This is a genomic window from Devosia polycyclovorans (genome assembly GCF_042181575.1).
GTDB lineage: Bacteria > Pseudomonadota > Alphaproteobacteria > Rhizobiales > Devosiaceae > Devosia > Devosia polycyclovorans.
This window is the reverse complement of record NZ_CP170082.1, coordinates 2,619,331-2,632,598: the sequence shown is the minus strand read 5'-3', so window position 1 is coordinate 2,632,598 and position 13,268 is coordinate 2,619,331. Positions and strand designations below refer to the sequence as shown.

The window sequence follows — 13,268 nt, the reverse complement described above, 5'->3', positions numbered from 1 at the left end:
GGAGGTTCCCATGTCGGAACATAAAACGGCAGCCGAGCTGGCTGCTGAGGTGAAGGCTGACTTCACCCAGTCCCTTGATGCCGTCAAGGCGATTGCCGAGGAAGCCCTTGGCAAATCCCAGAAGGGCGAGGAACTGAGCACTTCCATCAAGGAAAAGGCCGACGAGGCCCTGACCAAGATGAACGCGCTTAATGAGCAGGTGGCCGAGATCGAGCAGAAGCTCGCTCGTAATGGTGGCGACGGCGACGAAGCGGTCAAGTCCATCGGTGATCAGTTCGTGGAGTCGGAAGGCTTCAAGTCGTTTGCCGATACTGGCTTTTCCAAGTCGGCTCGCGGCGCGGACCTGAACATCAAGGCCACCCTGAACTCTGCGACCACTGATGCGGCTGGTTCGGTCGGTGATGCTGTTCAGACCACCCGCCTCCCCGGCATCCTGCCACTGCCGCAGCGCCGGCTGACGGTGCGTGACCTGCTTTCGCAGGGCCGCATGGACGGGTCGACGCTCGAATACGTCAAGGAAACCGGGTTCAACAACAACGCCGCTCCGGTGGCCGAGCTTGCTGCCAAGCCGGAATCCGATCTGAAGTTTGATCTGGTCACCACTTCGGCCAAGGTCATTGCGCACTGGATGAAGGCTTCCAAGCAGATCCTGAGCGATGTGTCCCAGCTCCGGTCGACCATCGATCAGCGCCTGCTCTACGGCCTGGCCTATGTCGAAGAAAACCAGCTCCTGAACGGCGACGGCACCGGCCAGAACCTGAGCGGCATCATCCCGCAGGCCACGGCCTATTCGGCGCCGATCACCCTGTCTTCGCCCACCAGCATCGACATGATCCGCCTGATGATGCTGCAGGCGGCGCTGGCCGAGTACCCCTCGACCGGCATCGTGATGCACCCCAGCGACTGGGCTTGGATCGAAACCCTGAAGGACACCACCGGCCGGTACATCATCGGCAACCCCCAGGGCCAGATCACCCCGACCCTCTGGGGCCTGCCTGTCGTCGCCACCCCGGCAATGACCGTCGACAAGGTGCTGACTGGTGCGTTCCGCCTCGGCGCCCAGGTCTTCGACCGCTGGGATGCTCGTGTCGAAACCGGGTACGTGAACGACGACTTCACGAAGAACCTCGTGACGATCCTGGCGGAAGAGCGGCTAGCACTGGCCGTCTACCGTCCGGAAGCGTTCATTTTCGGGGATTTCGGGCGCGTTGCCTAAGCCAGTCGGCTGATCAAGGAGGGCGGCAATCGAGCCGCCCTCTCTATGAGCCGAAAGGAGGTCGAAATGACCAAGTTTGAAGTCCTTCGCCAGCACCTTGGCGACAAGATGTACATGCCTGGCGACACTCGCGAGGCAGATAAGAATTCAGTCCAACACCTGATTGATCAGGGCGTGCTGGCAGAAGGAAAAGCCGAGCAGAAGCCCGCCAACAAGGCCGAGCCCGCGGTGCAGAACAAGGCCGAGCCCCAGGCGAGCCGCAAGGCCAGCAAGAAAGCAGATTGAGATGGCAACACAGCTTCTGGCGGCCGGCACCACGGCGGCGAACTCGTCTAGCTTCACGCTTGCTGATGGCGAGAGCGCGTCCGTAGCGATGAAGGGGGCGCTGCAAAGCGCCAGCATCATCGTTGAGATGCAAGATGATGCCGCGGCTTGGAATGCTGTCGGCTACCTGACGGCGGCGGAGCCGGGCAAGATCATCACCGGCCCGGGGACCTTCCGCGTCCGTCGTCAGGCCAATTCGCCATCCGTGGGCGTCTTCCGTGGCTAGCAATATCGTCTCGGGCATTCTGCGCCCCATTGTGACGCCGCTGGTCACTGCCACCCCAATAAAGGGCGGGGGTCCTCCTGCCGGATTTGCCTTCATCCGCACTGTGCCGGGGACGGTCATGGTCGATCAGAATAATCGCCGGGTGATCGGCGTTGCACTCGCTGGCCAAGGGGTTGCAGCATGACGAATTTCCAGACCGCCGCCCAGATGACGGGCCAGCCCTACAACAGCCACTTCATCATTCTAGGCGATAGCCGTGTGGACCAATGCACATACACGGCGACAGGCCCCACCATCGAGGCGTGGCCTGCCATTGGACACACCAACTGGTTGCGGTTCAAAACCGGACAGCGCATTTGGTGGAATGGTGAAGTCGACAATTTCGGTATCGCTGGAGAGTACAGCAGCGAAGTTCTGGCCCGCACCGATGCCGCCCTTGCCGCCAGCGATGCTGCTATATGCATCGTTCTCGTTTCGACCAACGACCGCACCAACAACCGCTACCCCGCCTATACGGCCGCCGAAACGATTGGCTATCTAGAGCAAATCCGGGACAAGATCATTGCAGCGGGCCGTGTCTGCATTTTCGTGGCGGAAACCCCGCGCGGCGACACGACCTACACTGCTCAGCGGCTCACCAGCCCACAATTGCAATACCACATGGCAGTGCACGATTGGCTCCTGAGCCAACGCGATGTTGCCGGGGTATATGTGGGCGATCCATGGCCAGCAATGGCGTTGGCAAGCTCAAGCACTGGGGACGCGATAGTTGGCAAGACCGCCGATGGTCTGCACCAGGCGTCTCTGGGCGCAAGAGACATGGGCAACTCGCTCGTGGACATCATCAACACGATAGTACCACCGGTCGCCATTCTGCCGTCATCGAACACGGACCAGTACGACGCCACCTATTTCCCCGAAGGCTGTCTCAATCTCAACCCGATGCTGACCGGCACCTCGGGAACCGTCGGGTCATCGTCTGGCGCCACTATCTCGGGTCAACTTGCAGACAGCTATTCCAACGCCTACCAGAACGTCTCGGGCCTGACGTTCGCCTTCTCCAAAGTCACAGACAGCGACGGCGTTGCGTGGCAGCAGGTGGCCATTTCTGGAACCGCCCCGGCAAGCGGCAATTCGACGGCTTCTGTGTGCCGCGCGCTTCCATCGACAGGTCGGTTTACCATCGGTGACGTTCTTGAGGGCGTTGCCGAGTTTGAATGGGACGCTGGAATGACGGGCGTCCAGGGTATCGGTCTCCAGTGGAACGAAAACACCACGGGAAACTCGTACATTGACATGGGCGGATCATCCAACGGACTGCTGTTCGCCACGACTGCGGATCGCGGCGTTATGAAGACCCCGAAGGCGGCGATCACTGAGGTGAATATCCGGTTCAGCCCGACCGTGCAGTTTATCAACGGCGCGACGGTCAGCGCGACCATTCGTTTCCGTGCAATGGGCCTGCGCAAGGTCATCGCCTAGCTGCCACCCTAACCCCATCTGGCAACCACCACGCCCGGCCATTGTGCCGGGCTTTTCTATGAGGTTTGACCTTGCGCAGCCCTGTCCTGATCACACCTCCCGCAAGCCTTCCTGTCACCGTTGACGAGGCAAAGCGGCATATCCGAGAGATCGGCACCGAACAGGACGCAGTGATTGAGGGGCTGATCGAAGCCGCTGTCTCGCATCTGGACGGGTGGACGGGCTCTCTGGGCCGATGCCTTGAAGAACAGACCTGGCGGGCCGACTATGGTTCTTTCTGCCGGGAAATGCCGATTCCCCTGGCGCCGGTGACAGAGATTGTATCCGTGACCTGGCGGAACGAGGATGGACAGCTCGCGACGGTCGACAGCGACGATTATCTGCTCAAGACCGAGGCAGACGGCACCTCGCATCTCCGCTTCCGGAACGCCTATTCGTTCCCGGCCGGCCTATATGAGAGCGATCCGATCAGCGTCACCTTCAAGGCGGGCTATCCAGAGGTTGGCGGGGAAAGCACTGTCCCGTCCGCAATCAAGGTCGCGATCATGCTCATGGTTGGGCACTGGTTCAATAACCGGGAAACAGCATCAGCCGATGCCATGCAGGAAATCCCGTTCGGCGCTGAAGTCCTGCTCTCCACCTTCCGCAAGAGGCGGCTCTGATGCGAGCAACGGCGGCTCGGAGATCGCTTGCGCCTCTGGTGTGTGCCCACTGTGGCGGCCTTTCTGCCAGGAATAGCGCGGCGCAGAAATACTGCACCCCTTGCGCTCGTGTTGTGAAGTTCGAGGGCATAAAGCGCCAGAAGCGCATTCGGCGAGCCGCCGCAAAGGCAGCGGCCGAGCCTAAGACAAAATGCTGTGAAATGTGCGGGTCTGCCTTCGAGCCTGCCAGGGCTTATCAAAGGCGGTGCCCGAGGTGTCGACGCCTTGTAAACAAGGAGTATCACCGAAACGCCTCTCGGAAGCGCAGAGCGGTGCCCGAGGTGCAGGCACGAGAGGCTGCATACCGGAAAACCGAACATGCTCGCGCTTTAGCGAGGAAAGCACAGTCTAAGCAGCGGCGTGGTGCGCGGTGGCGCTTGGAGAACGCTGTCCGGCAGGGGGTGCGCAAGGGACTGCTAAAGGGGGCAAAGGCCGGGCGGCCAACTTTTCATCTTCTCGGGTATTCTCCGAGCGACCTCAGAGACCACTTAGCTAGTCGTTTTCAGCCTGGGATGACTTGGGAGAATTATGGCCTGTGGCATATCGACCACATCATTCCGTTGTCGGCGTTTAACTTTGAATCTCCGGATCACATCGACTTCCGAAGAGCTTGGGCACTCGAAAACCTGCAACCCCTTTGGGCGGTCGACAATCTTAGAAAGAACGCGCGCCTTGATGGCCCGTTCCAACCTTCACTAGCGCTGTGAGGTCTGGATGCCTTGGGTAAGATTTCATAGCCACTTTGACTGGAAACCGGTGCCTTCGATTACCGTCGAATTCAAGCCCGGACAGGTGAAACTGGTCACCACGGCCTGCGCTGTGGCCGCAATCGCGCAAGAAAAAGCCGTGCGGGTAAAGAAGCCAGGCATCGGAGCGGAAGAATGAACCGTAATGCCGGCCGTCTGCGCACGCTGCTGAATTTCCAGAAGCGCGGGACCATTGATGATGGTTGGGGCAATTCGTCCCCCGGTGGAGAGTTCGCTACCGAGTTTCAGGCCTATGCCGGACTCCAGCCTCGCACCGGAGGCGAAGAAGTCACGGCGGCGCGCCTCAATGGCCGCCAGCCCTATGTCTGCCTGGTGCGATACACAGACCAGATGCTCGACGTAACCGTGGCGTGGCAGGTGGTGGACGCCAGGGACGCGAACCGCGTCTTCAACATCACGTCTCCGCCGGCTGATCCTGATGGGGAGCGGCAATGGCTCGAGTTCCTTGTGACCGAGGGCCAGGCATCGTGACCGTTCAGGGCCTCGATCGGCTACAGAGGAAGCTGAAGCGCTTTCCGATGGCTGTAGAGCAGGAAATCCGCGCCGCTATGGAGGCAAGCGCCAATGAGATCGTGGCGCTCATGAAAACCCTTGTGCCTGTCGACAGCGGGGAGCTTCGCGAAAGCATAGGATGGACCTTTGGCGATCGGCCTCGGTACAGCCAGGCCATCGTTACCGCCAAGTCGCCCAACGGCAATCTGGTTTTGACTATATACGCGGGTAACACGCGTGTTCGGTATGCTCACCTGGTGGAATTCGGATCGTCGCCGCATATCAATGGTGGGCAGTTCGCTGGCACCCAGCATCCGGGAACGGCTGCTGCGCCGTTCTTCTTCCCAAGCTTTAGGGCGCTAAGACGCCGTGCCAAGAGCAGGATCACCAGAGCGGTGAACAAGGCGGCCAAGAAAGTTGCGGCAGGAGGCTGATCAATGGCTGATGCCAGTTTCGAGCTAATAGGGGCGATGATGGCCGCCCTTAGAGCCAACGCCGCTGTTGCCGCGCTCGTCGGCACCCGCATCTATGACCGAGTGCCAGAGAGGCAGGACGGCACGCCGAACGTGCCTTACCCCTATATTTCTCTCGGCCCCGACACGATGATCCCCGACGACTTCGATTGCATCGAAACCGAAGAGGTCACCATCCAATGGGACATTTGGACCAGCGGTGATGGCGAGGCATATGGCGGCGTTCAATGCCGGAAGATTTGCGGTGCGGTGAAGAAGGCCCTGCACGGCGCCGAACTCAATCTGCCGACGCATGGTCTGGTCTCGCTGCAGTTCGAGCTGCGCCGCATTCTGGATGATCCAAACCCTGCCATTTCCCATGGCGTGATGCAGTTCACCGCGCAGATCGATCTGCTCGAATAGCGCAAATCCATAGTTCGCATTCAACCCGGCCGCCTCTGAGCGGCCTTTTTTCATGGAGGCCTGCATGGCACCCCCGACCACTACCCGCGGCGGCAAGCTCCGCGTTCTGCTCGATCTCGCCGGCGGCGGCACCTATGCCGCACCCTGCGGCTTCAATTCCAAGACGGTGACCTTCAGCAAGGGCCTCGAGGAAATCCTGCTGTCCGACTGCGACAATCCTGACGATATCCCTTGGGTTGGCCGCGATGCCACGCAGCTCAGCATGTCGGTGAGCGGGGAGGGTGTTCTTGCGGACGAATCCCGCGACACCTGGTTTGACGCCTTCCATCAGACGGATTCGGTGGCCGCCAAGGTGGAGATTGAGTTCGCCGCTTCCACTGAAACCTGGACCGGCCTGATGCACATCGAGAGCCTTGAGGTCGCCGGTCAGAATGGCCGCCGCGTGACCCTCAATGTCTCGATGCAGAGCGACGGCGAGATGGTTCGCACCACGCCGGTCAACCCCTAATGAGCCGAGATGCTGCGCTCGGCCCGTTAAGCTGGGCAGATTCGGACTACACCTTCCGCCTCCGATGGTCGGAACTCATACTGCTCCAAGAAGCCACCGACGCCGGGCCGTTCGCTCTTCTGGAACGCCTGGCCGGGAAGCATTGGCTGGTCGGGGACATCAGCCATACCATACGGCTGGGGCTGATCGGCGGCGGACAGAAGCCAGAGGAAGCCCTGAAGTTGGTTCGGAACTATGTCGAGTCCCGTCCGCCAGCAGAAAACGTCATGCTGGCCTATGCCATCCTTGCCGCCGGCGTGCAGGGGGCGCCCGATGAAGCACCGGGGGAAGCCGAGGGGGAGGATCAGAAGGGCGAAAGCTCGATGACCTCCCCAACGGAAAGTTCCGTTTCTCCCTGATCTTCGGCATGGGCGCGGCAATGGGCTGGACCTCTGAGCAGGTCAAGGCTGCTTCGATGTGGGAATTCTTCGCCTGCTGGCATGGATATGTCGAAGCCAACACCCCGCAGGACAAGGCAAAGCTCACCGAGTCCGAAGCTGACGAACTGTTCGCCTGGATCGAGGCGGACAATGACGGTCCGCAGACACTCTCTACCCAGACATATTGGCTGGACGGTGACCGATTGGTCCCGGCTGGTATCGTGACATTCGAGGTTTAATAGTGGCGACCGATCTTGAAAGACTAGTCGTCTCTCTAGAGGCGCGCACTGCTGCCTTCGAACGGGCGATGAACCGGGCCAATGGCATTGCCAACACTAGGTCTCGCCAGATCGAGAGCCGGTTTGCCTCGATGAATAGCCGGCTCAATGCTGGATTCGTGGGACTTCAGCGAGGCATCGCCGCTGCATTTGCGGGCGTGGCGGTGACCCGCGGCGCTGTGCAGTTGATCGATGCGGCCACCCGGATCGAGAACAGCCTCAAGGTGGCTGGCGTGGCGGCCGAAGACCTCGATCAGGTCTATGGCGATCTGTTTCAGGCCGCGCAGCGCAATGCCGCGCCCATTGAAACGCTGGTGCAGCTATATAGTCGGCTGGCGCTGGTGCAGAATGAACTGGGCGTCACAGGCGACGAACTGATCGGGTTTACCGACAACGTTGCCCTGGCGCTGCGCGTGGCCGGGACGGATGCCCAGGCGGCGTCTGGCGCGCTCCTGCAGCTTTCTCAGGCTCTCGGTGGCGGGGTGGTCAGGGCCGAGGAATTCAACTCGATCCTAGAAGGCGCCACGCCAATTGTGCAGGCCGTCGCCAATGGCCTCGAGGAAGCCGGCGGTTCCGTCGCCAAGCTTCGCACGTTGGTTGTGGACGGCAAGGTTTCGTCTGAAGCCTTCTTTCGAGCCTTCGAAGTCGGTGCAGCCACACTGGAAGATAAGGTTGCCGGTGCCGAGTTGACTGTTGCCCAGCAATTCACACGCCTGCAGAACGTCTTGATCGACGTAGCGCGCGAGATGAATGAGGGCACCCAGGCAAGCAAGGTTCTGGGCGACGGCATCGCCAACCTGGCCGATATCGTTCGGCAGCTCGGCGACTTCATCAACTATGCCGTTGGGCCAATGCAGAGCCTGATCGGACTGTTTGACCAGGGGGTCGGGTCTGCAAGGGCGTTTGCCAACGAGTTAGCGCGGATCTCCGGGCTGGAAGGCGCTGGGTTCGCAGCGTCCACCTTTATCAATGATCTGGGTGTGCCAGGGCTCACCTCCGGTTCCTCTGCGGCGGGCCGGGTTCTTACCCAGACGTTCGAACTGCTCGGTGCCACGCCAGAGGATGAAGCCTTGGCTCGCGCGCTGGCTGGGGAGGCGCCGGCAGAGCCGCTGAAGATCACGGTTGAGGCGGATGATCCCCGGAGAGTTTCGCTTGCCGACTATCCGATTGGCGGGGCTTCGGGTGGTGGCGGTGGTGGCGGCGGGTCGAGCTCTGACCGATTCGCTAAGGCTATCGCCTCACAGCAGCAGCGCATTGACGCCCTCAATCGAGAAACCGAACTCCAGCGTCAGCTTGGTATTGCCGTCAATGACTATGGGTTTGCGATTGAACGTCTGCGGGCTCAGATGGAGCTGGAGAATGCCGCGACCGAAGCTGGTCTAGCCCTCACTCCGCAGCGCCAGGCCCAGATTGATGAGCTGGCGACGGGATATGCTCGAGCAACGGCAGAAGCGGCCCGGCTGGCAGAAGCACAGGATCTTGTGCGGCAGGCGGCCGACGATATGGGTCAGGCCGCCAGAGGCGCTTTGGACAGCATTATTGACGGATTCCTTGAAGGGCGTGACGCCGGCGAAATCCTCAACTCCGTCATCAAGGACCTGGCGAAGAACCTTCTGAGCACAGGCCTCAATCTACTGGGCGGCGGGATGAAGGCCGGCGGCTTCAATCCCCTTGGGTTTCTCGGCGGCATGTTCGGGTTTGCTTCGGGCACCGCGAACACCGGTGGGGCCCGCGGGCAACCGCGTGGCATTGTCCATGGCCAAGAGGCCGTCATTCCCTTGCCAAATGGCGGGCGAGTCCCGGTGGATATCAGAATGCCGTCAATGGCCGCTGGCGCCCCGCAGGCGCTCACCGTTCGCGTGGTGTCTGACGATGAAAAGTTCTCGGCCTATGTCGAGGATGGCGCGGGCAGGGTGGTTGCAAAGAGCGCTCCAGCGATCGTCACGACTGCAACAGTTCAGTCCAACAAGACCGCCCCAGGTGCGGTTGCCAAATACCAGAGAGATAGCGCTGGCGGAGATTACCGGCTGTGACGGATCTTGATTATGTGCATTGGCCGATTGACCTGCTCCCCGCGCAGTCGGTGCCGTTCAATCCGGTGCCGTTCACTCGCTCGGGCGGTCGTTCCCTGGGCGGCATTGCCCGATATACCCGCACTGACAAGGGGTTCTGGCAGGGTAGTCTGAACGGCATAGCCTTTCGCCGGGGCCAGCAGTTTGACCAGGCGCGCGAGTGGACCAAGCTCCGAACCTATCTCAACGGCCAGGCTGGGCTGCTGGTGGTGCCGGTGTGCTCGACTCGGCTTCTGGCCTCGCCGCCGACCTGGACCGACTTCTCGCCCGGGCTCTACCCCCATGACGACGATACGCCGTTTGAAGACGACACTGAGTATTACGAGGGCGTCACTCGGGTGGAGATGGCCACCACGGCGCCGCTGGGAGCGACTGTGGTGCGGCTTCGCCTGATTTCGGCTCCAACCGTCCAGGGCATTCGCTTTAGCTATCAGCACGCCATGTATGAGACCGGGGCTATGATCGAGCAGATCGGTGACGACGAATTCCGGGTTCCGATCTTTCCAGCGGTCAGGCAGGAGATTCCTGCCGATGCCTGGCTTGAAACCGATCGGCCCACAATCCTGTGCCGCCTGGCCTCTGACAGTCAGATGGATATCGAGTTTCCGCCGGCGAACATGCCGAGGCCTTCGGTCGGTTTGGTCGAGGCCGTCGACGTCTGGTCGGATCTGGCGCTAGAGGCGGCATAGATGGCCATCAAGTCCCTCAAGGTTCTCGTCCGGTTCACCTTTCCGGACGAAACAGTCACGCGCCTGCACGATGGGGCAGGGCCGTTTCTCGATACCAATGGCGATCTATGGCTGGGCGCCTGCCTGACCGAAGGCCTCGATGAAATCGAGATGGCGATGAACGGCGAGGCCGCAACGCTGATGCTGGGCGTTTCTGGGTTGGCGCCTGATGGCGCCGGCTTGGCCTTCGATGAAATGGAGGACGGCAACGTCATCGGCGGCAAGGTCCAACTTCTTCTCCAGGGGATGGATGCATGGGACCAGCCGACCGGGGCGCCTGAGGTCAAGTTCACCGGCACCATCGACAATATGCCCATGGCCGACACTTCCACCGAGGACGGGACAATTTCATCCATCACGCTGGAAATCACGAACCGGTTCTCCGTTCGCCGGCTGACCAGCGGGGCGGTGCTGTCCGACGTCGATCAGCGGGCCCGGTCTGCCCAGCTCAACCCGTCGGCGCCGAGCGACAAGTTCGCCGAGAGAATCCCCGGCCTTTCCGACAAGGCCATTAGGTGGCCCAGGTTTAGCTGATGCAACAGTCATGGCAGGAAATCCGGTCGCTCTGGCGAGCTGCCGAAGAACGCCCGCGTGCATCGCGTGGAGCGGTCACCGTCTTGCGCCGACACTTCCATGAGCCGCGCATTGTCGAGCGGATGGCGGCCTTCGAGAACTTCATCGAGCAGACGAGCCGCCGGCCGTTCGTGTGGGGGCAGTCCGACTGCTCGCTGATGGTGGCGGACTGGTGCGTCTGGTCTGGCTACGAGGATCCTGCTGCAGCGTGGCGCGGCACCTACAGCGATGAAGCCGGGTGCCGGGCCCTAGTGGCCGAGCGTGGTGATCTCATGGCCGTAGTGGCCGCCTGTGCGTCCGTGGCGGGCCTGAAGCCAATCCATGAGCCGGAGTTCGGATGCGTGGCCGTGATCGGCTCTGCGCACCGGCCAGAACGGCAATGGGCAGCGATCTGGAATGGTGCGCGCTGGGCGGTTTGGTTTGGCAACGCCGACCGGGTCCAGTGGGAAGCGATGTCGGCAAAAGCCTTGGCGATGTGGAGAGTGTAAGTGCCAGAGACAATTGCTGCTGTCATTCTCCCGTCGCTTATCCAGGCGCTAGGCGCCATCGGCGTGCCCCTGGCGACCATTGCCGCGATTGCGCCGGCTCTGGCCCTTGGTGCGTCCTATCTGCTGATCGGTGGCGCGCTGGCTCTAGCCTCGACAGCCTTCCAGCCCCCCAAGCCCGAGGCGCCGAAGCCAGAGGACGGCAAATACAATCTGAAACAATCTGTGCCCCCACTGACCTATTCCCTCGGCCCGGTCAAAAAGGGCGGCGACTATGCGTTCCTCGAAGAGACGGGAGGCACTGCCTATCATATCACTGTGATTGCCGCTCATGGCATCGAGGGTTTCGTTCAGCATTATCTGCATGACGAAGCAGTCAACCCAAGCGCAGGGGGTGCCGTCAACGATCCCGCGCACTTCAACAACCATGTGGCGATACAGACCCGACTTGGTGATGCTGCATCGACCGCCTACTCGGAAGTCGTTTCTGCGTTTCCGGCGATATGGACAGAAGATCACCGCGGCGATGGCCTCGCGACCGTCATGCTTCTGGTGCAGTCGGTGGCATCAGAGGATTTGCAGAGCACCTATCCCAGCGGGATGCCGCTCCATACCGCTATCATCCAAGGCCACAACGGTATCTATGACCCCCGAGCTGACTTGTCGGGCTATACCGAAAACATTCCCCTGCATCGGCTCTGGCATTTGACCCATGCAGTCGGCGGCAAGCTGACCATGGATGAAATGTATCTGCCCGACTGGGAAGCGGCAGCGGATGTTGCCGACGAAACAGTGACCAATCGATCAGGCGGAAGCGAGCCGCGCTATCATGGCGGTTTCTGGTTTCGCGCCGATAACGATCCGGTCCAGGTGGGCCGCATCATGGACCAGGCCGCAGAATTGGTTATTTACGAGCGGTCAGATGGCCTAGTTGGTGTTCACCCTGGCGAGTATGTCGAGCCAGATATTCGGCTGGTTCAGAACGACATCATCAGTGTCAATTACGATCCGAACAAGCGCAAGGCATCGACAGTTCTGGCCGTGCGGGGGCGGTACACCGATCCAGCGAAGGGCTACAACACCGCTGATGCTGCGATCTATGGCATTCCCTATCCCTCTGATGACGAGCGCACCAAGACCGTCGAAAACCAGGCAGTGCAGCGGCACAATCATATGGCGCGGCTGCAGAAGATTGCGTTCATTCGGGCCAATGCGCCCCGGGTAACGGTCAAGGCGCACTATGAACCCGCGAAGGACGTTCCATATCGCCGCTTTGTCAGGGTCCACTTGCCGCCGAAGCTCGACGAATCCGTAGTAGAAATCATCGGGCGCCCGAAGCTATCCCTGCGCAATTTGACGATGGAATTCGAGGGTATCGTGGTGCCGGCCACGCTCTATGCCTTCAATGCAGCGACTGAAGAAGGAGAGCCGGGCGCCAATGTCACGCCCGTCGAGCCGGAGGATGTTCCTCTGCCGGCGGATTTCGCGGTGACGATCGAAGTTGAAGACGTCGGCGGCGGATCGACGGCGGCCTATGGCGAGGCGACGTTCACATTCCAAAACGCCACCTTCCAGTACGAGGTCCAGTGGGAGCCAACGTCTGGTGGCGCTTTGCAATCTACCACTGGGGCGGCTGGTGAGACTGTCGTCCGCACCGGCTTCCTGGCTGATGGCGTCGAATACAAGTTCCGCTCCCGCACATGGTCCGCAGGCGCCCGCTCTGACTGGACCAGCTATGTGACCCTGACGGCTACGGCCGACCCGGTTGCGCCTGACGACGTCACGCTAGTGACTGGCACTGGTGGGGTGGGTCAGGTGGAAATCGAATGGACGGCGCCGAACAGTTCCAATTATGTCGGGGCGCGCATCTATCTGTCCGCGACCAATGACTTCGAAACCGCCATTCTACAGGCAACCGAGTATGGCGCTCCGAACGCTACTGACAGCCGTACCATTACCGGCCAGAGCGCCGGGACTGTCTATGGCTGGGTCGTGGCGATCAATGGGTCTGGCGTCGAAGCCTTTCCTGTTGCCACAGGCGCAATGACGGTCACCTGACCAACCTCAAATCAATGAACTGAACCAACCCGGCCTAACCAGCCGGGCTTTTTCGTATGGAGCC

Annotated in this window: 17 protein-coding genes; all 17 read left to right on the top strand. The window is 60.9% G+C overall.

All coding sequences use genetic code 11. The features are described 5' to 3' along the window. The first annotated feature begins 10 nt into the window (after positions 1 to 10). The 17 genes from ACE4RL_RS13165 (at position 11) to ACE4RL_RS13085 (ending at position 13,204) form a co-directional block, all read left to right on the top strand. A complete protein-coding gene (locus ACE4RL_RS13165; RefSeq protein WP_375597581.1) occupies positions 11 to 1,216 on the top strand; it encodes a phage major capsid protein in 1,206 nt (401 codons plus the stop codon). Positions 1,217 to 1,282: 66 nt separating this feature from the next. Next, entirely contained in the window at positions 1,283 to 1,501 is a 219-nt protein-coding gene (locus ACE4RL_RS13160; RefSeq protein WP_375597580.1) for a hypothetical protein, read from the top strand. Position 1,502: 1 nt separating this feature from the next. Continuing rightward, positions 1,503 to 1,766: a hypothetical protein gene (locus tag ACE4RL_RS13155; RefSeq protein ID WP_375597579.1), complete on the top strand. Its 264-nt coding sequence runs from the start codon at positions 1,503 to 1,505 to the stop codon at positions 1,764 to 1,766. After that, positions 1,759 to 1,950: a hypothetical protein gene (locus ACE4RL_RS13150; RefSeq protein WP_375597578.1), complete on the top strand. Its 192-nt coding sequence runs from the start codon at positions 1,759 to 1,761 to the stop codon at positions 1,948 to 1,950. The genes ACE4RL_RS13155 and ACE4RL_RS13150 overlap by 8 nt, the downstream gene beginning before the upstream one ends. Continuing rightward, on the top strand, positions 1,947 to 3,248 hold the full coding sequence (locus ACE4RL_RS13145; protein ID WP_375597577.1) for an SGNH/GDSL hydrolase family protein: 1,302 nt from the start codon (positions 1,947 to 1,949) through the stop codon (positions 3,246 to 3,248). The genes ACE4RL_RS13150 and ACE4RL_RS13145 overlap by 4 nt, the downstream gene beginning before the upstream one ends. Positions 3,249 to 3,319: 71 nt before the next feature. Continuing rightward, the gene (locus ACE4RL_RS13140; RefSeq protein WP_375597576.1) at positions 3,320 to 3,910 is read left to right on the top strand and encodes a head-tail connector protein; all 591 of its coding nucleotides are present in this window, start codon (positions 3,320 to 3,322) and stop codon (positions 3,908 to 3,910) included. A 920-nt stretch (positions 3,911 to 4,830) separates the two neighbouring features. After that, the gene (locus tag ACE4RL_RS13135) at positions 4,831 to 5,187 is read left to right on the top strand and encodes a head-tail adaptor protein (protein WP_375597575.1); all 357 of its coding nucleotides are present in this window, start codon (positions 4,831 to 4,833) and stop codon (positions 5,185 to 5,187) included. Continuing rightward, positions 5,184 to 5,642 (top strand): HK97 gp10 family phage protein, encoded by a 459-nt coding sequence (locus ACE4RL_RS13130; RefSeq protein WP_375597574.1) that lies wholly within the window; start codon positions 5,184 to 5,186, stop codon positions 5,640 to 5,642. Before ACE4RL_RS13135 ends, ACE4RL_RS13130 begins: the two co-directional genes overlap by 4 nt. 3 nt (positions 5,643 to 5,645) lie before the next feature. After that, complete coding sequence (locus ACE4RL_RS13125; protein ID WP_375597573.1) at positions 5,646 to 6,083, top strand: DUF3168 domain-containing protein; 438 nt, start codon at positions 5,646 to 5,648, stop codon at positions 6,081 to 6,083. 64 nt (positions 6,084 to 6,147) lie between these two features. Then, positions 6,148 to 6,591, top strand: coding sequence for a phage tail tube protein (locus tag ACE4RL_RS13120; protein WP_375597572.1), 444 nt, complete (start codon positions 6,148 to 6,150; stop codon positions 6,589 to 6,591). Continuing rightward, positions 6,591 to 6,989, top strand: coding sequence for a gene transfer agent family protein (locus ACE4RL_RS13115; RefSeq protein ID WP_375597571.1), 399 nt, complete (start codon positions 6,591 to 6,593; stop codon positions 6,987 to 6,989). Before ACE4RL_RS13120 ends, ACE4RL_RS13115 begins: the two co-directional genes overlap by 1 nt. 20 nt (positions 6,990 to 7,009) lie before the next feature. Beyond that, complete coding sequence (locus ACE4RL_RS13110) at positions 7,010 to 7,249, top strand: hypothetical protein (RefSeq protein WP_375597570.1); 240 nt, start codon at positions 7,010 to 7,012, stop codon at positions 7,247 to 7,249. 2 nt (positions 7,250 to 7,251) lie between these two features. Continuing rightward, positions 7,252 to 9,321 carry a tape measure protein gene (locus tag ACE4RL_RS13105; protein ID WP_375597569.1) on the top strand — a complete coding sequence of 690 codons (2,070 nt, stop codon included), beginning with the start codon at positions 7,252 to 7,254 and terminating at the stop codon, positions 9,319 to 9,321. Next, entirely contained in the window at positions 9,318 to 10,049 is a 732-nt protein-coding gene (locus tag ACE4RL_RS13100) for a hypothetical protein (protein WP_375597568.1), read from the top strand. Before ACE4RL_RS13105 ends, ACE4RL_RS13100 begins: the two co-directional genes overlap by 4 nt. Further along, positions 10,050 to 10,622, top strand: coding sequence for a hypothetical protein (locus ACE4RL_RS13095; RefSeq protein WP_375597567.1), 573 nt, complete (start codon positions 10,050 to 10,052; stop codon positions 10,620 to 10,622). Then, complete coding sequence (locus ACE4RL_RS13090; protein ID WP_375597566.1) at positions 10,622 to 11,149, top strand: DUF6950 family protein; 528 nt, start codon at positions 10,622 to 10,624, stop codon at positions 11,147 to 11,149. The genes ACE4RL_RS13095 and ACE4RL_RS13090 overlap by 1 nt, the downstream gene beginning before the upstream one ends. Next, positions 11,150 to 13,204, top strand: coding sequence for a hypothetical protein (locus ACE4RL_RS13085; RefSeq protein ID WP_375597565.1), 2,055 nt, complete (start codon positions 11,150 to 11,152; stop codon positions 13,202 to 13,204). Positions 13,205 to 13,268: the final 64 nt, after the last annotated feature.